This window comes from Ralstonia sp. R-29, from assembly GCF_049913345.1.
Taxonomy (GTDB): domain Bacteria; phylum Pseudomonadota; class Gammaproteobacteria; order Burkholderiales; family Burkholderiaceae; genus Ralstonia.
Genome location: NZ_CP184378.1, coordinates 1,417,377 through 1,437,598, shown reverse-complemented (window position 1 = coordinate 1,437,598; position 20,222 = coordinate 1,417,377). Strand labels below are relative to the sequence as shown.

Genomic DNA, 20,222 nt, shown 5'->3' with positions numbered 1-20,222 from the left:
CTGGCTACGGTTTCGCAGTGGTTGCCGCAGCATCACCACCTTGCGCCTTGATGTACGCCACCAGCGCCGACAGCTCCTGCTCGCTCAGATCAAAGTTCGGCATGATCGGCGCGAAGCCTTTGACCACGCGCGCTTTTGGGTCGCGGATGAACGCGCGCAGGTAGGCCTCGTCGACGTGCGCGGTGCTGCCGTCGGCCATGGTTTCGGTCTTGCCGTAGAGGCCCTTCCAGGTGGGGCCGACACCGGGGTTGCCGTCGACGCTGTGGCACGCGACGCATCCCTTGGCTTGCGCGAGCGCCTTGCCCTGGTCAGCCAAGCCCTGAGCGCTGCCACCCGCCGCGGCAGGCGTTGCCTGCACCTTCGCTTTCTGGCGCTGCTCAAAGGTGGTCTGCTGTGCGAGCCAGCGGGCGAACGATGCTTCGTCTTCCACCACCACCACGCCGCGCATGTTGGAGTGCCCCACGCCGCAAAGCTGCGCGCACAGAATGTCGTAACGCCCCACTTTGGTAGGCGTGAACCAGAACGTGGTGATCATGCCCGGCACCATGTTCATCCGCGCGCGGAACGGCGGCACATAAAAGTCGTGCAGAACATCGCGCGAGCGCGCTAGCACCTGGATCGGGCGGTTGAGCGGCAGGTGCAGCTCGGGCGTTTCGATCAGGTAGTTGTCACGCCCGTTCGGGTCGGCCGGGTTCATGCCGAACGGGTTGTCGTTGCTCATGTACTGCACGTCGGTCGTGCCCAGCTTGCCGCCGGGGCCGGCAAAGCGAAAGCGCCATTGCCACTGCTGGCCGAGCACTTCCATCTGCAGCGCGTTGGGCGGCGGGCGCACGTAATCGGCATAGACGAAGAGGCCAGGCGCCAGCAGCGCAGCTACGCCCACGGTGGTGATGCCGATCAGCCACCATTCCAGGCGCTTGTTGTGGGGCTCGTAGGCGGCGCGCTGGCCGGGCGTGCCATCGCGATGGCGGTAGCGCAGCAGCGCGGCAACGACGAAGAGGTTGATGGCGACAAACAGCACGCCGGTGATGACGATGGTGATCGTCAGCGTGTCGTCCATGCGCACCCAGTTGGATGCGATTGGCGTGATCCACCACGGGCTGACAAAGTGAAACCCCACCGCCAGCACGACGATCAGGACGAGCGCAATCGCAAGAGCCATGGCGCCTCCGCAGAGGATGCTTCCTCAACACGCTAAAGCTAGGCTAGGTCGCGCACTCGCATCGTGCAAGGCAACGTAAGGAGGAGGCACACCCCGTATGCGGATCGCGCCGGTGCGCCGTCTGCATGCTGCGCTGCAATGCGAAAACGGCTGCCTCCGACATGGGTTGCCGGAGGCAGCCGTCCCGAGCGGCACCGCTCACGTTGCGGCGTCGCAGGAAAAAACCGGCGCGTCAGTGCATCGGCTCTGTGCGCCGCTCCAACATGCCGTAGACGATGGCCGCCACCACGCCAAACAGCAGGTTGGCCAGTAGCGGCCCGGAGCCGCGCTCCGAGGCAAACCACGGGAACACCGCCGTCATGCCGTAGAAGTTGACCACGTACGCCACGATCCCGAAGGCCGCCCCGATGGCGGCGAGCATGCCGACGCTCGAGTCAAAGTGGAATGGCGCGATGATCGCGCCCAGGATCATCCCCATGAGCGAGCCCAGCACAAAGTGCAGCACCAGTGCCGTGCCAACGATGCTGAAGCTGAACAGCGACATTTGTTCAAGTGCCCCCTGGCCCATCACCATGGCCGCGATCTTGTGCGTCGGGCGCCACGGGCTTTCATTCAGCACCATGGTCGACCAGAAGAACTCCAGCACGATGACCAGTGCGCCGCCCACCAAGCCGGCGACGCTGGCCGCCAGCCAGTCGGGCATGCGGCGCTCCCAGTGGTGCGATTGCATATGCAGTTCCATACGAACCTCCTACGGTGTATCAACGCCAGCACTTATGAATCGCACGCGCCACTTTGCGCGCAAGTGCGTGCCGTATGAAATTCAGAATGGCAGATACGGGTGCCAACGCAAGGTGCAAAAACCCTGCGCGTCGCACAGCACCACGGCGTTCTGCTCGAAGGTCTGCATGAGCGTATCGGCAATGGCCGCATCGTCGATGAACAGCAGCAGGCTCGGCTCGGGCGCCCACGCATCGACTGTGCCGGCAGGGGCGTCGTCGGGTGGGCCACCCTCGCCGGGCAGCCACGGCAGGCCGCGCGCGATGGCCCAGGCGAGCAGTTCCGCCTGGCGTGCGGCGTTGTCTTCCGCCGACACGGATCGCGAAAACGGCTGATACGCCGTCACGAATGCCGCCCACGGTGCATCGGCTTGCGCCAGCAGCGCCGCCACGCATGGGTTGATGGCATCCAGGTGCAGCAGCACGTCACCTTCGGGTGTGTCCACGCGATACCGCGCGCTGCGGTAAGCGGCAATCAGGTCAGGCGTGAGGGCGGGCGGATGACGGAGCATTGTTGCGTCGCATGGTCGCAGCCATCTGATTTGGCGCAACGCAAAGGGGCAAGGGATGTCACAGAATAGTTGCATGCGGCCCCGTTTGCCGCAGCAGTCTTCCGACAACCCCTCTCCTGCGAGGCTGAACCATGTACAAGAAAATCCTGGTCGCTGTGGACGGTAGCGCAACCAGCAAGCTGGCCCTGGCTGAAGCTGTGCGCCTGGCCAAGGCATTCCAGAGCACCGTGCGCGCCGTGTATATCGTCGACAGCCCGGCCATGCTGTTCGATGTCGGCTATTACGACCCGACCGAGCTGCGCAAATCGTTCATCCAGGCCGGCACGGCCCTGCTGGGCGAAATTGAAGACAACCTGGCCAAGGATGGCGTGCCGCAGGAAACCGCCCTGGTGGAAACCGAAGGCATCGGCGAAGACGTGGCTGGCGCCCTGCAGCGCGATGCCGCCAAGTGGGGCGCCGATGTGGTGGTGATCGGCACGCATGGCCGCCGCGGATTGGCGCATGCGATGCTGGGGAGCGTGGCGGAAAAATTCATCCGCCAGGCCACGACACCGGTGCTGTTGGTGCGCGGTCCGGCCAAGGACTGAGCCTGTGTTGCTGCCGCGCAGGCCGAGGCTCGTGCCTGCGCGTGACGGATATCATGTTGGGATCACGGGTCGCGGCCTGACAGGCTCGCGGCTCGGTTTGCCCCAAACGTATCCGTCGCCATCTCCTATGAATATCAATCCGGACGTGCCGTCGCGCCCAGCTACCCGCGCCATCCGCACCCTCACAGCCCTGGAAGGCCGCGTGCTCGGCGTCCTGGTCGAGAAGCAGCACACGGTGCCCGATACCTATCCACTCACGCTCAACGCGCTGGCCGCCGGCTGCAACCAGAAGACCGCCCGCGCGCCGGTGATGAGCGTGACCGAAGCCGAGATCCTGACCGCCATCGACGGGCTGAAATCGCTGAGTCTGGTCATGGAAGGCAGCAGCAGCCGCGTGCCGCGTTTCGAGCACAACATGAACCGCGTGCTGGGTGTGCCGAGCCAATCCATTGCGTTGCTCACCACGCTGCTGCTGCGTGGGCCGCAGACGGCCGCTGAGCTGCGCCTGAACGCCGCGCGGTTTCATGCGTTTGCCGACATCTCGTCCGTCGAGGCGTTTCTGGAAGAGCTGGCCGAGAATGAGCCGCCTTACGTTGTGAAGCTGCAGCGCGCCCCAGGCGAGCGCGAAAGCCGCTGGATGCACCTGCTGTGCGGTGAAGTGGCCCAGACCGATGTGCAACAGGGTGCCACCAACGACGGAGCCATCGCGCCGTCCGAGTTCGAAGCGTTGAAAGCGGAGCAGAAGCAGTTGGCCGACAAGGTGGCCAAGCTTCAGGCGCTGGTCGAACAGATGGCCGGTGAGCTCGGCATCTCGATCGACCCGTCGATGCTGTAACGGTGACCGGCCCGACGAAGAGTGAAGGGCCGGCTACGTTGCCGTCAGCTTAGGCGCCTGCTGACACAAACAGCGTGCAGGCGCCTTCCTCGGCCGCCGACACATTGCGGCGGAAGCCCGAGAACAAATCCCGCCCAACGCCCGCGTGGTAGTGCGCCAGATCGGGCGTGCTGATCTGGCGGGCGTTCCACTCCGCCTCCGGCACGCGCACTTGCAGCGTGCCCGCTTCGGCATCCAGCACGACGATGTCGCCATCGCGCACGCGCGCCAGCGGTCCGCCGTTGAGTGCTTCCGGGGTGATGTGGATGGCCGCCGGCACCTTGCCCGATGCGCCCGACATGCGGCCGTCCGTCACCAGCGCGACCTTGAAGCCGCGCTCTTGCAGCACCGACAGCGTCGGCGTGAGCTTGTGCAACTCAGGCATGCCGTTGGCGGCCGGGCCCTGATACGGCAGCACGGCAATGAAGTCGCGCTCCAGTTCACCCGCCTTGAAGGCGTGGATCAGATCATCCTGCGCGAGGAACACGCGCGCCGGCGCTTCCACAAAGCGATGCTCCGGCTTGACCGCCGACACCTTGATGACCGAGCGCCCGATGTTGCCGTCCAGCACGCGCAGGCCGCCGTCCGGCGAGAACGGTTCAGCCACGCCGCGCACGATGTTCGTGTCGAGCGAGGCAGCGGCCCCATCGCGCCACACCAGCCGCTGTTTGCCTTCCATGCCTTCCAGGAAGGGCTCTTGCGAATGACGGCGCAGGCCCTTGCCCATGATCGTCGTCACGTCGTCGTGCAGCAGGCCGGCGTCGATCAGCTCGCGAATCACGATCGACAAACCGCCCGCCGCCTGGAATTCGTTCACGTCGGCCTTGCCGTTCGGGTACACGCGCGCCAGCAGCGGAATCACGCCGGACAAATCGTTGAAGTCGTCCCACGTGAGCAGAATGCCCGCCGCACGCGCCATGGCGATCAGGTGCAGCGTGTGGTTGGTCGAGCCGCCCGTGGCCAGCAGGCCGACGATGCCGTTGACGAAAGCACGTTCATCCAACACGTCGGCGATCGGGGTGTACTGATCGCCGCTGTAGACGAGCTTGAGCACCTGGTGCGCCGCTTGCCGCGTCAGTGCCTCGCGCATGGGCGTGCCCGGGTTGATGAAGGCGGTGCCCGGCAGGTGCAGGCCCATGATCTCCATCAGCATCTGGTTGGAGTTGGCCGTGCCGTAGAACGTGCAGGTGCCGGGGCCGTGGTACGACTTGGATTCGGCTTCCAGCAGATCCGCGCGCGAGAGTTTGCCCTCGGCGTAGAGCTGGCGCGTGCGGGCTTTCTCGTCATTGCTGATGCCGGTGGTCATCGGGCCGGCCGGCACAAACACGGCGGGCAGGTGGCCGAACGACAGCGCGCCGATCACCAGCCCCGGCACGATCTTGTCGCACACGCCCAGGTACAGCGCCGCGTCGAACATCTGGTGCGACAGCGCCACGGCGGTGGACAGCGCAATCGTGTCGCGCGAGAACAGCGACAGCTCCATCCCGTCCTGCCCTTGTGTCACGCCATCACACATGGCCGGTACGCCGCCCGCAAACTGGGCCGTGCCGCCGGCTTCCAGCGCCGCTTCCTTGATCCACGCCGGAAATGCCTCCAGCGGCTGGTGTGCCGAGAGCATGTCGTTGTACGCCGAGACAATGCCGATATTCGGCCGCTCCAGCGCTTTCAGGCGGATTTTGGCTTCGCCCGGCATGGCGGCAAAGCCGTGCGCGAGGTTCGTACACGAGAGCAGCGTGCGCTCGACCTTGCGGCCGGCGTTCTTGCGGGTGACCTCCAGATAGGCCTGACGGGGGCCGCGGCTGCGGTCGATGATGCGGCGGGTGACGTCGGCCACGACGCGATGCAGGCTGGGCTGGGCCATACGGGTTCTCCTGGAAGTGGGGGCCGTCCGGGTGGGACGAATCCTGTAATTTTCCTACAAACGGGCCGGTCGTGGGACAGGGTTTTCCACAGGTGTCGTGCGGAAAGTCACCCCGCCAATGCCACCGTGCACGCGAATTGCGTGCCACAAAGCGCGCCAAGAGTCAGGCGGATTCTCAAATGACGGGCCGCAGACACTTGCCCGGGCAGTGTTACGCACGCCTTGCTTGCGATGTAGTAATACTACAAAATGAGGTAAAAATACGTGTTGTCCTGCTAGTCAACTAGGCTAGCCTAATCGGTGGCTCACACACAGGAGATGACGATGTCGGTGCCCGCATTCGACATGGTGTTGTTTGGCGGTACGGGCGATCTTGCCCGCCGCAAGCTGATTCCGGCCTTGTTCGATGCGCACCAGGGTGGCGAACTGCACCCGCGCGGGCGGATCTTCGCCATCGGCACGCAGCCGCTGGAAACGTCGGGCTACCTCGCGCTGCTGGAGCGCGAAACGCGCCCGACCATGCGCCTGTACTCCGGCGCGCCCGTCTCCGACGACGCCTGGGCCTCGTTTGCCGAGCGCATCGTTTATCAGCAGGTTGACGCGCGCAAACCCGAGCAGTTCGACGGGCTGGCCGCCGCGCTGGGCGAAGACCGCGCCCCCGTGACGGTGTGCTACCTGGCCACCGCCCCGGGCTTCTTCATCGACATCTGCGCGCAGTTGGCCCGTGTCGGGCTGAACACCCCTAACGTGCGCCTCGTGCTGGAAAAGCCGCTGGGCACGGACCTGGCCTCGAACGAGCGCATCAACTCGGCTGTGGCCGAGTACTTTGCCGAAGACCAGATCTACCGCATCGACCACTACCTCGGGAAAGAGTCGGTGCAGAACCTGATGGCGATCCGCTTCGGTAACGCGTTGTTCGAGCCGCTCTGGCGCCGCGAGTGGATCAAGGACGTGCAGATCACCATCGCCGAGCAGCTCGGCGTGGAAAAGCGCGGCGATTTCTACGACGGCGTTGGCGCGCTGCGCGACATGGTGCAGAACCATCTGCTGCAGCTGCTGTGTATCGTCGCCATGGAGCCGCCGTCGAGCCTCTCGCAAGACGCTATCCGCGACGAGAAGCTGAAGATTCTGAAGGCGCTCAAGCCGATTCCGCTGCAGGAGGTGCCAGAAAAGACCGTGCGCGGCCAGTATCTGGAAGGCGCCATCGCCGGCCAGCCGGTGCAGGGGTATCTGCACGAGCAGGGTATTCCGCCGGACAGCCGCACCGAAACCTTCGTCGCTATCAAGGCCGAGATTGCCAACTGGCGTTGGGCCGGCGTGCCGTTCTACCTGCGCACCGGCAAGCGCATGCCGCAGCGGCTGGCGGAAATCGTCGTGCGCTTTCACGACGTGCCGCATGCGCTGTTTCCCAAGCCGCTGATTCAGTTTCCCGAGAACCGCCTCGTCATCCGCCTGCAGCCGGAAGAAAGCATTCGCCTGCAGTTCCTGACCAAGACACCCGGTGCGGCGCTGGGCTTGCAACCTGCCACGCTCGATCTGGATTTCACCGACCACGGCGGTGTTCGCCATGCCGGCGCGTATGAACGCCTGCTGATGGACGCCGTCAACGGCAAGCTGGGTTTGTTCGTGCGCCGCGATGAACAGGCCGAAGCCTGGCGCTGGGTCGAGCCGATCATTGAGGCGTGGAACGAAGCGCGCACGCCGCCCAAGGGTTACACGGCGGGCAGTTGGGGCCCGGCGGCGTCGAGCGCATTGCTCTCGCGCGACAGCGCCGCCTGGCACGAGGAGATGTGATGGCGATGCGCTGGCACGCACTTCCCGATGCGGCGGCACAGGTGGCATCGCTGGCCGATGCCATTGCCGCCACGCTCACGCGCGTGATCGAGCAGCAGGGCAGCGCGTGCTTGGCTGTGTCGGGCGGGCGTTCGCCCATCGCGCTGTTCGCCGCGCTGCGTGTGCTGCCGCTGCGCTGGGCGGACGTGTCGATCACGCTGGTCGATGAACGCGCCGTGCCGCCCGAACACGCAGATAGCAACGCGCGCCTCGTCCGCGAGCATCTGTTGCAGGATGCCGCCGCTGCCGCACGGTTCTTCCCGCTGGTGCTGTCGCCGCATGTGCATGGCGATTCGGTGGATGTGGATGCGTGCGTGGCGACCGCCAACGAGCCGTTCCAGCAGCCGGATGTCGTCATCCTCGGCATGGGGGACGACGGGCATACCGCATCGCTGTTTCCCGACGCGGCGGAGCTGGGTGAGGGCATTGACCGCACGCACGCGCCTGCCTACCTGCCGGTGCGCCCGGGCATGGCGCCGCATCGGCGCATCAGTTTGAATCTGTCGGCGCTGTGTACGGCGCAACGGTTGTTTCTGTCGATTACCGGGCCGCTCAAGCGCGGCGTGTTTGAGCAAGCCGCGCAGGGCGAGGCGCAGCGCGCGCTGCCGGTGAGTTACATCATTCATCAGCGGGAGGTACCGCTCGATGTCTATTGGACTGCATGAAGTGAGCGCGGGCACTGGGGCCGATCGATTGGCCCACGCGCAGGCTTACCCGCGCCTAGTGGCCGATGTGGGCGGCACCAACGTGCGCTTTGCGTTGGAGATGGCGCCCATGCGCCTGGCCCACGTCGGCGTGCTGGCGGGTGATGACTACCCCTCGCTCGAATCGGCCATGCGCGCGTACCTCGCGTCGCTGCCGCAGGAAATTGTCGACGCCGGTGTACGCCATGCCGCCATCGGCATCGCCAATCCGGTACTGGGCGACCAGATCCGCATGACGAATCGCGATTGGGCTTTCTCGATCGAAGCGATGCGGCAATCGCTGGGCTTCGATACCTTCGTCGTGCTCAATGACTTTGCGGCGTTAGCGCATGCGCTGCCTTATTTGCCTGCGGACGAGTTGGAGCAGGTCGGCGGCGGCGCCAGCCTTGCCGATGCGCCGCGTGCGCTGCTGGGTGCGGGCACGGGCCTGGGTGTGGCATCGCTGTTGCCCACACCGGAAGGGCGCTACATCGCCGTGGCGGGCGAGGGCGGCCACGTGGCCTTCGCGCCGATGAACGATGAGGAAGTCGCCATCTGGCGCTTTGCGCGTGAGCGCTTCGGACACGTGTCGGCCGAGCGGCTGATCTCGGGCATGGGCCTGGAGCTGATCTACGAAGCGCTGGGCGCCTGCTTTGACCTGTGGCAGCAAGGCCCCGCCGTGCGTCGCGCCGCCGACATCACCGCCATCGCGCTCGGCGAGATGGAAGACAGCGCCGGCGACCACGCCCGCTGCCGCTATGCCGTTGATATGTTCTGCGCGTTCCTCGGCACCGTTGCCGCCAACCTGGCCGTTACGGTGGGGGCGCGCGGCGGCGTGTATATCGGCGGTGGCATCGTGCCTAAGCTTGGGCCCGCGTTTGCCAACTCGCCATTCCGGCGGCGTTTTGAAGACAAGGGTCGCTTCTCGGCCTATGTGGCGGCGATGCCGGTGTATGTCATTCATTCGCCGTATCCGGGGTTGATCGGCTTGTGCGCCGCTATGGACCACGCGGTGGCGCAGGGGCATTGAGAGCCTGAAGCGCGCTTAGCCGCGCTTATTCCGACGGATCGGCGTGTTGGACGGTGCTGCCCTTGCGCAGTGCCACCTCCAGCACCAGCGCGTCGAGCAAGGCCAGGTGAAGCAGCCGCGCGACCATCGACCGATCGGCCGCGGCGTCATCCACATCCGCAGGCAGTACCACATCGGCCAGCACGGCCAGCGGGCTACCGGGCGCGGTGACGGCAATCACGCGCACGCCCAGTTCGCGCACGCGTTCCACTGCGGTCTGCAGTTCGGGCAGCGCGCCCGATTTGGAAATGACGATCACCACATCGCCCGCCTGCAGCACGTTCAACGACATCGACACGAGATACGGATCGCTATACGCCTGCGCTTGGATGCCGTAGCGGAAGAACTTCGTCTGCGCATCGAGCGCCACCACGCCGGAGCTGCCGAAGCCGTACAGGTCGATGCGATGAGCGGCATCGACCAGCGCGACGGCCGCATCCAGCGCACGCACATCGAACCGGTCGCGCAGCGCGGCGAGTGCATCGATGGTGTCTTGCAGCACGCACGTGCCGGAGGGCGGCGCGCTGCGTGTCGGTACGGTCTCGCGCGCGACGTTGCCGAGGTTGCCGAATTTCCCTTGCGCCAGCCGCAGCTTGAAATCCGACAGGCCATGGCAGCCCATCGAGCGGCAGAAGCGGATCACCGTTGGCTGGCTGACGCCGGCTTCACGCGCGATGGCCGCCACCGGCAAGCTCAGCACGGTACCCGGTTGGCGCAGCACCCAGTCGGCCACTTGGCGTTCTGCCGGCGTGAGCGATGGGCGCGTTGCGCGAATGCGCTCGCGCAAGTCGGCGGAAGGTTCGGCGGGGGAAGTCGTGTCTTGCGGGGCGCTCATCTGCGCGTGGGACTGAGGTGGTGGATCGCATCACGATAAAGGCAAGCGCAGCCGTGCGCAACCGCCCCGCGAGGGGTTGTTAGATGCAGCGCGCTCCGACTGCAACTGACTGTTTTTGCACTGTTGCGAGGCGAACGCGTCGGCTACGGTGAACGGCGCCCACGTCGTCACAAGCGGCGTGGTTCTGCAACGTCGTACTCCTCAAGAGGACATCCGATGCTCCGTACTGCTCTCCCCATGCAGCACCTTTCCACCCTGTGCCGTCATCTGGCGTATGCATGGCCGCTGGTGCTCGCAGCCGGGCCGCTGCATGCCGCTACCGATTGGGTCGACACCCACACCAAGGCTTTCGTGACAGGCCCGCAGCTCATGGCGCGCGGCGCCGCCAACGAGGTCGCACCCGGCCAGACCACCGATGTGCTGATCAGCCTCAAACTGCGCAACGAGGCCACGCTGAAGGCGCTCGCGCACGCTGTGAACGACCCGCGCAGTCCGCACTACCGCAAGTACCTGACCAGCGAGCAGTTCCTCGCCGACCACGCGCCCACGCAGGCGCAGGTCGATGCCGTGGTGAGCTATCTGCGGCAGAACGGCTTTATCGATATCGATGTGGCGCCCAACCGGCTGTTGGTGTCGGCGCGCGGTACGGCCGGTACGGTCAAGGCGGCCTTCAACACGCCGCTGGTGCATTACCAACTGGCGGGACGCAGCGGGTTTGCCAACAGCGGCAAGGCGCAGGTGCCGCGCGCGCTGGGTGGCATCGTCGGTTCGGTGCTGGGCTTGCAGAACGTGGCGCGTGCGCGTCCGCTGCTGCACGTGGGGGATGTGGCGCAACCCCGCACGCTGGCGGCGGGCACGGCTACTGGCCACTATCCGAAGGAGTTCCCGGCGCTGTACGGCGCGACTGGTGTGCCCACGGCGGCGGGCACGACGGTCGGCATCGTCACCATCGGCGGGGTGTCGCAAACGCTGCGTGACCTGCGCACCTTCACGAGCAGCAACGGTTACGCCACGGTGTCCACCACCACAATCAAAACCAACGGCACCAGCGGCAACTACACCGACGACCAGGACGGCCAGGGCGAATGGAACCTCGACAGCCAATCCATCGTGGGCGCGGCCGGCGGTGCGGTCGGCAAGCTGGCCTTCTACATGGCCGACCTGAACGCGCCGGGCAACACCGGGCTGACCAAGGCCTTCAACCGGGCTGTGACGGACAACACCGCCAAGATCATCAACGTGTCGCTCGGCTGGTGTGAGAACGACGCCAGCGCCGACGGCACGCTCGATGCGGAGGAAGCCATCTTCACCACAGCCGCCGCGCAGGGGCAGACATTCTCCGTGTCTTCCGGCGACGAAGGCGTCTACGAGTGCAACAACCGTGGCTATCCGGACGGCGGCAACTACAGCGTGTCGTGGCCGGCATCGTCGCCGCACGTGCTGGCCATTGGCGGGACCACGCTCTACACCAGCGGATCGAGCTTCGCCAGCGAGACCGTGTGGAACGAAGGCCTCGATGGCAATGGCAAGCTGTGGGCCACCGGCGGCGGCATCAGCCAGATCCTGCCGGCGCCGAGCTGGCAGGGTGGCAATGCGCGGCTGTTGCCCGATGTGTCGTTCGATGCGGCGCAGAGCACCGGTGCCTACATCTACAACTACGGTCAACTGCAGCAGATTGGCGGCACGAGCCTGGCATCGCCCATCTTTGTCGGTTTCTGGGCGCGGCTGCTGGCGGCCAACGGCAACCTGGGCTTTCCGGCGGCGCGCCTGTACGGCGCTATTCCGGCCAACGCGTCGCTGCTGCGCTATGACGTGGTCTCGGGCAACAACGGCTACCAGGGCTACGGCTACAACGCGGCCCAGGGCTGGGATTACCCGACGGGTTGGGGCAGCCTGAACATCGGCGCGTTGAACCAGTTGATCAAATCCGGCGGATTCTGATGCGGCGATGATGTTGCGGGCGGTTTTGCCCAAAGCGCGAACCGCCCGCGCGGCGGTTCTACAATGAGCCTTCCCCGGCTTATTTTGATTCGTCATGCGCGTGCTCCTCGTAGAAGACGACGACATGATCGGCGACAGCGTGCGCAAGGGTTTGCGCCACGACGGCTTTGCCATCGATTGGGTGCGCGACGGCGAGGCCGCACTGCATGCCGTGACGGCGCCCGGCGCCGCCTCGAGTGCCTCTGGCCCGGAAGTGGGCGCTTCCATGTTCGACTTGATGCTGCTCGACCTCGGCCTGCCCAAACGCGATGGGCTGGATGTGGTGCGTGAGTTGCGCCAGCGCGGCATCGCCATCCCCATCCTGATCCTCACCGCACGCGATGCGGTGGCCGACCGCGTGGCCGGCTTGAACGCGGGTGCGGACGACTACCTCGTCAAACCGTTCGACCTGCAGGAGCTGGCCGCGCGCATGCATGCGCTGCTGCGCCGGCAGGGTGGCCGGGCGGACCCGCTCTTGCGCCACGGCGACGTGCTGCTCAACCCGGTCACACGAGAGGTGCTGCGCGCCGGTGTGCCGGTCAAGCTGTCGGGGCGCGAGTTTGCGGTGTTGCATGCGCTGCTGGCGCGGCCGGGCAAGGTGTGGTCGATCGCGCAGTTGCAGGACAACCTCTACGGCTGGGACGAAGAGGTCGGCAGCAATACGGTGGAGGTCTACATCCATGCGTTGCGCAAGAAGCTCGGCAGCCACTTCATCCAGAACATCCGCGGCGTGGGGTATGTGATTCCGCGTGAGATGCCTACGCCGCCCGCGGAACCTGCCGACCACAAAGACCACCAATAGCCCATGCAATCCATTCGCAAAACATTGCTCTGGTGGCTGGCGGGCGGCTTGCTGGCAGGCATCGTCGTCGCCACGGGGCTGATCTACGCGCAGGCGCGCCAGGAAGCCAACGCGCTGTTCGACTATCAGATGCAGCAAGTGGCTGCCGCGCTGCCCAGCCAGTGGATCGATCCGCCGCCGCCCGCGCTGGCGGGTATCGCGCGTGATGACGACGTCGTGATCCGCATCTGGGATGGCACGGGCCGCAGCCTCTATCTTTCGCACGCGCGGCCGAATTTGCCGGACCAGGTGGAACTGGGCTTTTCTGATGCGAATACGCCCGAGGGGCCTTGGCGCGTGTACAGCGTCGCCTTTGGGCCCGCCGTGGTGCAGATCGCGCAGCCGTACAGCGCACGGCACGCGGTCGCGGCACGCATGGCACTGCGCACGGTGGCGCCGCTGTTGATTCTGCTGCCGTTGCTCGGCTGGATCGTGTGGCTGGCGGTCGGACGCGGGCTGGCGCCGCTGGGCTCGGTGGCCAAGCAGGTGCAGGCGCGCGATGCGGCCGCGCTGTCGCCGCTGCCCACGCAAGGCTTGCCCGACGAGATTCGCCCGCTCACCAACGCGTTGAATGATCTGCTGGCGCGCCTGGGCACTGCGCTTGCGCATCAGCGTGCGTTTGTCGCCGATGCCGCGCACGCGCTGCGCACGCCGCTGGCGGCGCTCAAGCTGCAATTGCAGGTAGCGGACCGCGCCCAAGACGAAAACGAGCGCCGGGCTGCGCATGCCGATCTGCATCGCGGTGTGGAACGCATGATTCGTCTGGTGGGTCAGTTGCTGACGCTCGCGCGGCAGGAGCCTGGGGCTGCCGATACGCAACGCGCGCCGGTCGCGCTGGATGCGGTGGCGGCCGAGGTGGTGGCGGAGTTGTCCCCGGCGGCCGTCCACAAGGGCATCGATCTCGGCGTCGACATGGCATCGCAGCCGGCGTCTGTGCTGGGCAATGCGGATGCGTTGCGCGTGCTGCTGGTCAACCTCGTCGATAACGCGCTGTGCTATTGCCCGCGCGGCGCACGCGTGGATGTTTCGACCGGCCACACGCCCGACGGTGGTGTGCAACTGGTGGTGGAGGACAACGGCCCCGGTATCCCGGAGGAAGAACGCGAGCGCGTGCTCGACCGCTTCTATCGCCCCACCCAAGCGCCGACTGGCGGCAGTGGTCTGGGCTTGGCCATCGTGCGCGAGATTGCGCAGGCGCACGACGCCACGCTGGCACTGGAAGCGCGTGAAGGCGGTGGGCTGCGTGTGGTGTTGCGCTTTCCGTTCAGGGCGGCCACCTGATGTGACAGCTGAGGCAGCCCGAAACACTTTGTTTCGTGTGATGCCCGAGGCCTTAAGTCTCGTTTAAGTCTGCGTGCCTACGATGCTTGCAACCGATGGGCACGACAGGCAACCCGCCAGCCGTGGCCCTCGTTTCAGCATGAGAGGACACGACAATGACACGCCAAACCCTGGCACGCAGCGCGGCCGGCCTGGCTGCGGTGATCGCGGTTGCGGGTGGCTATGCCTATCTGCAGAAAGACATGATTACGCGGGCGGTGGCCGCACCCGTGGCGCCGGTGATGGCGTCTGCTGCGGCGCCTGCGACAGCCATGCCGCCGGTGGCGGTCGCTGCCCCGATGGACTTCTCCGGCATCGTCGAGCGCTACGGCCCGGCGGTGGTCAACATCAGCACCACCGCGCATGCGCAGCGCACCAGCATGCAAGGGCTGCCGCCCGGCATGAGCCCGGATGATCCGTTTGCCGAATTCTTCAAGCGTTTCATGCCGCAGATGCCGCAGCAGCGCGGCGACCAGATCGTGCGCGGGTTGGGCTCGGGCTTTATCGTCTCGGCCGATGGGCTGATCCTCACCAACGCACACGTGGTCGACGGGGCGCAGGAGGTCAACGTCAAGCTGACCGATCGCCGCGAGTTCAAGGCCAAGGTGCTCGGCGTGGACAAGCAATCGGACATCGCCGTGTTGCGCATCTCGGCCCAGAACCTGCCCGTGGTGCAGATCGGCAGCCCTGCCAATACCAAGGTGGGCGAGCCCGTCGTGGCGATCGGTTCGCCGTATGGTTTCGAGAACACCGTGACGGCGGGCATCGTGAGTGCCAAGTCGCGCGCGCTGCCGGACGACACCTACGTGCCCTTCATCCAGACCGACGTGGCCGTGAACCCCGGCAACTCGGGCGGCCCGCTGTTCAATCAGCGTGGCGAAGTCATCGGCATCAACTCGCAGATCTACAGCCAGACCGGTGGCTACCAGGGCTTGTCGTTCGCTATTCCGATCGACGTGGCGATGAAGGTGGAGCAACAGCTCGTTACCACCGGCAAGGTTACGCGCGGGCGCCTGGGCATTGCGGTGCAGGAGGTCAATCAGTCGCTGGCGGATTCGTTCAACTTGCCCAAGCCGGAGGGCGCGCTGGTCAACTCGGTGGAGCCGGACGGCCCCGCCGCCAAGGCCGGCCTGCAACCCGGCGACGTGATCCTGCAGATCAACGGTGCACGCATTGATCGCTCGGGGGATCTGCCGGAACAGGTGGCCGACATCAAACCTGGCAGCACGGTGCCGCTGCAGATCATCCGCCAAGGCAAGCCGACCACGTTGACGGTCACCATCGGTGCGGCCAAGGATACGAAGGTGGCGGCCAATGAAAAGGCCGCGCCCGATCAGGGCCGCCTCGGCCTGGCCGTGCGCCCGCTGCAACCGGAAGAAAAGCGCCAGAGCGGCCTGCCGGGCGGGTTGGTGGTGATGGAAGCGAGCGGCCCGTCTGCCAAGGTCGGCATCCAGCCGGGTGACGTGATCCTGTCGCTCAATGGCACACCGGTGTCGTCGGCGCAGGAGCTGCGCACGCTGGTCGAACGTGCCGGCAAGCATGTCGCCCTGCTGGTCCAGCGGGATGACACGAAGATCTTTGTGCCGGTGGATCTGGGCTGACATCAGCCCATGACGGGCTACTTCGGCGCGCCTTGCTGGGGCGGTGGGTTCAACGGCAGGCGCCAGAGGTCATAACGCTCTTCGCCTGCCTTGACCGCGCCCGCAAAGTGCAGGTTCAGCCGGCTGGAGGTCACCACCAGGGCGCCGTCGGGAGCGAGCGTCGGCGTGTCCGGCCAAGAAACGCCGTCATCCGCCGCCACCAGCGCCATTGCCTTTGTGGCGGGGTCGTACCGGACGATACCGTTGCGCGTCACGTCGGTGATGTACAGCCGGCCGTCTGCGCTGGTGACAATGCCATCCGTGTTGCCGCCCACGTCGCCAATGCTGTGTACGGCGGCGGCGACCTCTGCGCGATTGGCCTTCGGGTTGCGCAGCACCTGTGTGGCAATCGCATGCGCGTGCTGGCCTGTGGTGACAGTCCAATACAGCGTGCGCGCATCTGGCGACAGCGCAATGCCGTTGATGCCCAGCACCAGCGGCTTGCCCGGCCAGACTTCCGTACCGTGCGACATGACCTTCGCGCCCGGTTCCGGCAACAGGCTCGGATGCCGATCGAGCAAGCGGCGCGCGCGGCCCGATGTGAAATCCACAACGATCAGGCCTGCCTGATTGGCGGGCGCGCTGCGCAGGCCGCTGTCCGACACATAGGCCACCTTGCGGGCTTCATCGACCACGATGTCATTGAGGAAGCTGCCCTTGCGGTCTGCCACGGCATCCAGGCCGATACGCTTGACCAGCCGGCCGGTATCGAGCGCATAGACCATGATCTTCTGTGCGCCTTCGGGGGCCTCGCTCTCGCCCGCCATAAAGCCCTGATCGAGTGCCCACAGCCAACCGTTGCGCCGGTCGATGTAGAAGCCGAGCACGTTGCGAAGGTGCTGATCCGGCGCACCGGCCACGGCATTGTCTTGCGTTGACGGAAACGCCGTCAGCCGCGCCGGCCCGGAGGTCGTGCGTGTGTCCAGCACGCTCAACGTGGCAGGCGCATCCGCAGACAGCACCCGGGGCGTGCTGACAAACGCCCGGCCTTGCAGGTCGAAGTGGATGCCGACAATCGGCGCGTTGACCGAACTCGCATCGGCCGCGACGTTGCCGCCCTCGTTGGCGGGTGCCCAGGTCACGCCTGTATAGCTGCGCCAGTGCTCGAGCGATGCGCGCTCGGCCGGTTGCGTGGGTTGTACCGCCATAGCGGACGTGCTGTATGCGGCTGCCAGCAGCGCGGCAGCCAGGGTAAGGCGACGGCGATTCATCATCGTGATCCAAAAATGGGGAGGGATCGCTGCAAAAGCAGCGCCTTGAAGGTGGTGTGACACCAGGGCTGGCTTGCGGGAGAGGGCTTACGCGCTGACCGGGTGGCCGAGCAGCAAGTCACGCATGGCTGCCCCCACGCCCGCCGCAGACTGCGGGTTCTGGCCGGTGACGAGGTGCCCGTCCACGACAACGTTGGCGGTCCAGTCCGGCGCGGGGTGATGCGTTGCCCCGCGCTGCACCAGCGTGCTGGCGAGCAGGAACGGCACCACCTGGTCCAGTTGAACCGCGCGCTCTTCGCTGTCCGTAAAGGCGCTGACGTCTTTGCCCGCCACGAGGTAGGCACCATCGCTGAGCTTGACGTTGACCAGTGCCGCGGGGCCGTGGCAAACGGCACCCACCACACCACCCGCCTCGTAGATCGCGCGCGTGACGTGCGATACGGCGGCGCTGTCCGGGAAGTCCCACATCGTGCCATGGCCGCCGGCAAAGAAGATGGCCGAATACCGGCTCGGGTCGATATCGCCCAGGCGTTGCGTCTGGCGGACGGCACTGCGGAAGGTCGTGTCGTTCCAGTAGCGGGCGTTGACGGCATCGTTCAGGTTCAGGCCATCCACCGGCGGCTCCCCGCCCTGGATCGAAGCAAACTCCACTGCAATGCCGGCGGCCTCCAGCTCCGCCAGCGGGTGCGTGACCTCGCCCAGGTAATAGCCGGTCGGCTTGCCCGTGCTTCCCTTGGTTCCGTGGCTGGTCAGCACGAACAGGACGGGCCGGACGGCGGGGTGGGTGTTGGTGTGCATGGTTTCAGTCCTTTCTGGTAGGGGTTGCATTGGTGTGACGACACTGTATTGATGGCTCAAGTGGCGATAAACTGCCGATCCAGACAATCATTTGTTCTTGAAGCGACAAAATGAGCCGGAAGTTTGATTACCTTGGCGATGTCGAAGCATTTCTGGCGGTGGCCGAGCACGGCTCGTTTACGGCGGGGGCGGTGGCGCTGTCGACCACGCCTTCGGTGCTCAGCCGTGCCGTCACCCGGCTGGAGGCGCGCCTAGACAACCAATTGCTGCGCCGGACCACGCGCCGGATCGGGTTGACCGACGCGGGCCGGTTGTATCTAGAGCAGGCGCGCGCCGCCTTTACGCTGCTCGACGAGGCTGAGCGCGAGGCCCAGGGGGAAGAGGGCGAACTCAAGGGGCGTGTGCGGCTGAGCGTGCCCACTACGTACGGCCACTACCGTCTGCCGCCGTTGCTGGCCCGGTTTGCGCAGTCGCACCCCAGCGTTCGTGTTGAGCTGAACATCACGAACAGAAACGTCGATCTGGTGGCCGAAGGGTTTGACCTGGCCATCCGGCTTGGGCATCTGCCCGACAGCGGATTGGTGGCGCGCAAGCTGGAAGATGCGGCGTTGTGTTTGGTGGCTTCGCCCGATTACCTGCAGCGCTCGGGTTGGCCCAAAAGATTGGACGACCTCCAGCAACACATCTGTCTGCCGTTCGTGATGCCGAGTACCGGCCGGATGGTGCCGTGGGTGTTTAAGGAGGAAGAGCGGGATGTCGAATGGCTGCCGCCTTCCACCATCCAGGTTTCAGGCGATGTGTTGGGCGTGGTATCCCTGGCCGCGCAGGGCGTGGGCATCTGCCAAAGCTATGACTTCATCGTCCGCCGACAGCTTGAGCAGGGCAGCCTCGTTGAGCTGTTGCCGGCACTACGTGGCCGGACACGCCCCTTCTCGGTTGTCTACGCACCGCATCGCAGACAATCTGCCGCGACACGAGCGTTGATCGATGTGCTGACATCGAGCGAACATCATCGCAGCGCGTGAATCGATGCGCGGCCGGCGCCCACGCGGGGGCTCAGCCTTTGACGCAGAGCCGTGCGGTAGCGCGGTCCAGGGCGATGCGGTGCAGCGTGTCGAGCGCCTTCTCGCGCGCAACGTGTTCGATGTCGCGCGCCACCTGCGTCGGGCAATCTGCACCGTTGCGGGCGGGGCCGGCGTCATGCAAGGTCTGCAGAATGGCCTTCTGCAAGGTATCCAAGCGCGGTCGGATGACGTCCGGCAGGCTCTGGCGCGGCGCGGTGGGCGCGGCACCGGCGCGGCGCCAGTCGTTCAGCAGGGCGTACTGCACTTCCTTGTTGGCTTCGATCTGATCGGCAAACACGTCTGCCGCATCCGTCGCCTGCAAGCCGTAAGTGGGTGCCATGGCCGAGACGTTGGCAATGACCTTGGCTTCGCGCTCCGGGTCATAGACCGATTGGCCGGTGTCCCACTTGCTCAGCGCAACCTGATCAGCGGTAACGAGGCGGTCGGCCAGATGCCGAAGCAAGGGGACGAAGGCGCCTTCCTGGGCACCGGCCTGGGTCGCACAACCGGCCATGAGCCAACCGGCACAGACGAGTGCGGCCGCCGGGCGGGCTACGGAGCGCTTGAGAAAAGGCGTCATGCTGAATGTCCTGTCACGAAGAGTCGCCATGATACCGAAGCGGGGTGCACTCCAGCCGCAATGCGGTGCTACAAGTGCGCGCCGCCATTGCGTTTGCACGTGCCGTTCGCCTTAAACCCAGGTATCATGCGGGCTACGCGCCAACCGTGTCTGCAAAGCCAGACGTGGCGCAAGCTTTGAGCGTACGACAATGGATTTCAACCCCGATCTGGAAGGTTTGCCGCTGTTCGCCAAACCCGCATTCGGCTGGGAGGATTCGGTGTCGGCATCGCCAGCCGAAGTACTCCCCGCCAAACCCCGCCGCCCGCGCCAATGGCGCGGTCCCATCACCCACTGGGAACGCGGCTACCGCTCCCACTATTACCGCGACAAGCGCGGCAAGAAGCTCGGCGAAATCCACCTCAGCCCGCGCGGCGAGGCGCCGCTCCTCTACCGCTGGCTGGCCGGCACGCTGTCGGGCATCGAAGGCTCGCTCTCGCACGCGCGCATACGGGTGGAAGAGGCGATCGGGTTTGGGATGCGGCAAATGGCGTTGTTCTGAGGCGGTTGGCCGGACGCGTTGCCGGGCACGGCCGATGCGTCCACCTTGGGTT

The 20,222-nt window shown here is 65.8% G+C and carries 19 protein-coding genes; 11 read left to right on the top strand and 8 right to left on the bottom strand.

Annotation, left to right across the window (positions count from 1 at the left end):
* Window positions 1-4 precede the first annotated feature (4 nt).
* The 3 genes from ACN9M1_RS23640 to ACN9M1_RS23630 all read right to left on the bottom strand — a co-directional run bounded on the left by ACN9M1_RS23640 (window position 5) and on the right by ACN9M1_RS23630 (window position 2,453).
* Entirely contained in the window at window positions 5-1,162 is a 1,158-nt protein-coding gene (locus ACN9M1_RS23640; protein WP_426399288.1) for a c-type cytochrome, read from the bottom strand.
* A 232-nt stretch (window positions 1,163-1,394) separates the two neighbouring features.
* Window positions 1,395-1,904 (bottom strand): hypothetical protein, encoded by a 510-nt coding sequence (locus tag ACN9M1_RS23635; RefSeq protein ID WP_426399287.1) that lies wholly within the window; start codon window positions 1,902-1,904, stop codon window positions 1,395-1,397.
* Between the two features lie 81 nt (window positions 1,905-1,985).
* Window positions 1,986-2,453, bottom strand: coding sequence for a DUF3293 domain-containing protein (locus ACN9M1_RS23630; protein WP_426399286.1), 468 nt, complete (start codon window positions 2,451-2,453; stop codon window positions 1,986-1,988).
* Window positions 2,454-2,584: 131 nt separating this feature from the next.
* On the opposite strand from ACN9M1_RS23630, the gene ACN9M1_RS23625 reads away from it, so the two are divergent.
* Entirely contained in the window at window positions 2,585-3,040 is a 456-nt protein-coding gene (locus ACN9M1_RS23625; protein ID WP_426399285.1) for a universal stress protein, read from the top strand.
* A 127-nt stretch (window positions 3,041-3,167) separates the two neighbouring features.
* Window positions 3,168-3,875, top strand: coding sequence for a YceH family protein (locus tag ACN9M1_RS23620; protein WP_426399284.1), 708 nt, complete (start codon window positions 3,168-3,170; stop codon window positions 3,873-3,875).
* A gap of 49 nt (window positions 3,876-3,924) precedes the next feature.
* On the opposite strand, the gene edd is transcribed toward ACN9M1_RS23620, so the two are convergent.
* The gene (edd, locus tag ACN9M1_RS23615) at window positions 3,925-5,775 is read right to left on the bottom strand and encodes a phosphogluconate dehydratase (RefSeq protein ID WP_426399283.1); all 1,851 of its coding nucleotides are present in this window, start codon (window positions 5,773-5,775) and stop codon (window positions 3,925-3,927) included.
* Between the two features lie 324 nt (window positions 5,776-6,099).
* Here edd and zwf point away from each other — a divergent pair, with 324 nt between their 5' ends.
* The 3 genes from zwf to ACN9M1_RS23600 are packed head-to-tail and all read left to right on the top strand — an operon-like array spanning window position 6,100 to window position 9,321.
* Complete coding sequence (gene zwf / locus ACN9M1_RS23610; RefSeq protein ID WP_426399282.1) at window positions 6,100-7,569, top strand: glucose-6-phosphate dehydrogenase; 1,470 nt, start codon at window positions 6,100-6,102, stop codon at window positions 7,567-7,569.
* The gene (gene pgl, locus ACN9M1_RS23605; RefSeq protein ID WP_426399281.1) at window positions 7,569-8,273 is read left to right on the top strand and encodes a 6-phosphogluconolactonase; all 705 of its coding nucleotides are present in this window, start codon (window positions 7,569-7,571) and stop codon (window positions 8,271-8,273) included. Before zwf ends, pgl begins: the two co-directional genes overlap by 1 nt.
* Window positions 8,254-9,321: a glucokinase gene (locus ACN9M1_RS23600; protein WP_426399280.1), complete on the top strand. Its 1,068-nt coding sequence runs from the start codon at window positions 8,254-8,256 to the stop codon at window positions 9,319-9,321. Before pgl ends, ACN9M1_RS23600 begins: the two co-directional genes overlap by 20 nt.
* Window positions 9,322-9,346: 25 nt before the next feature.
* On the opposite strand, the gene ACN9M1_RS23595 is transcribed toward ACN9M1_RS23600, so the two are convergent.
* The gene (locus ACN9M1_RS23595) at window positions 9,347-10,195 is read right to left on the bottom strand and encodes an SIS domain-containing protein (protein ID WP_426399279.1); all 849 of its coding nucleotides are present in this window, start codon (window positions 10,193-10,195) and stop codon (window positions 9,347-9,349) included.
* 216 nt (window positions 10,196-10,411) lie between these two features.
* Here ACN9M1_RS23595 and ACN9M1_RS23590 point away from each other — a divergent pair, with 216 nt between their 5' ends.
* The 4 genes from ACN9M1_RS23590 (at window position 10,412) to ACN9M1_RS23575 (ending at window position 15,937) form a co-directional block, all read left to right on the top strand.
* Window positions 10,412-12,136: a S53 family peptidase gene (locus ACN9M1_RS23590; RefSeq protein WP_426399277.1), complete on the top strand. Its 1,725-nt coding sequence runs from the start codon at window positions 10,412-10,414 to the stop codon at window positions 12,134-12,136.
* A gap of 94 nt (window positions 12,137-12,230) precedes the next feature.
* The gene (locus tag ACN9M1_RS23585; RefSeq protein ID WP_426399276.1) at window positions 12,231-12,977 is read left to right on the top strand and encodes a response regulator transcription factor; all 747 of its coding nucleotides are present in this window, start codon (window positions 12,231-12,233) and stop codon (window positions 12,975-12,977) included.
* Between the two features lie 3 nt (window positions 12,978-12,980).
* Entirely contained in the window at window positions 12,981-14,297 is a 1,317-nt protein-coding gene (locus tag ACN9M1_RS23580) for an ATP-binding protein (protein ID WP_426399275.1), read from the top strand.
* Between the two features lie 155 nt (window positions 14,298-14,452).
* Window positions 14,453-15,937 carry a DegQ family serine endoprotease gene (locus ACN9M1_RS23575; RefSeq protein WP_426399274.1) on the top strand — a complete coding sequence of 495 codons (1,485 nt, stop codon included), beginning with the start codon at window positions 14,453-14,455 and terminating at the stop codon, window positions 15,935-15,937.
* A gap of 17 nt (window positions 15,938-15,954) precedes the next feature.
* On the opposite strand, the gene ACN9M1_RS23570 is transcribed toward ACN9M1_RS23575, so the two are convergent.
* Together ACN9M1_RS23570 and ACN9M1_RS23565 are read right to left on the bottom strand one after the other, a co-directional pair.
* Window positions 15,955-17,190: an L-dopachrome tautomerase-related protein gene (locus ACN9M1_RS23570; protein ID WP_426399273.1), complete on the bottom strand. Its 1,236-nt coding sequence runs from the start codon at window positions 17,188-17,190 to the stop codon at window positions 15,955-15,957.
* A gap of 84 nt (window positions 17,191-17,274) precedes the next feature.
* Window positions 17,275-17,985, bottom strand: coding sequence for a type 1 glutamine amidotransferase domain-containing protein (locus tag ACN9M1_RS23565; RefSeq protein ID WP_426399272.1), 711 nt, complete (start codon window positions 17,983-17,985; stop codon window positions 17,275-17,277).
* Between the two features lie 110 nt (window positions 17,986-18,095).
* Between ACN9M1_RS23565 and ACN9M1_RS23560 the strand changes: the two genes are divergently transcribed.
* Window positions 18,096-19,010, top strand: a complete 915-nt coding sequence (locus tag ACN9M1_RS23560; RefSeq protein ID WP_426399271.1) for a LysR family transcriptional regulator — start codon at window positions 18,096-18,098, stop codon at window positions 19,008-19,010.
* Window positions 19,011-19,041: 31 nt separating this feature from the next.
* Here the strand turns inward: ACN9M1_RS23560 and ACN9M1_RS23555 are convergent, their stop codons facing one another.
* The gene (locus tag ACN9M1_RS23555) at window positions 19,042-19,629 is read right to left on the bottom strand and encodes a chorismate mutase (protein ID WP_426399270.1); all 588 of its coding nucleotides are present in this window, start codon (window positions 19,627-19,629) and stop codon (window positions 19,042-19,044) included.
* Window positions 19,630-19,819: 190 nt separating this feature from the next.
* Between ACN9M1_RS23555 and ACN9M1_RS23550 the strand changes: the two genes are divergently transcribed.
* Window positions 19,820-20,170 (top strand): hypothetical protein, encoded by a 351-nt coding sequence (locus tag ACN9M1_RS23550; protein WP_426399269.1) that lies wholly within the window; start codon window positions 19,820-19,822, stop codon window positions 20,168-20,170.
* Window positions 20,171-20,222: the final 52 nt, after the last annotated feature.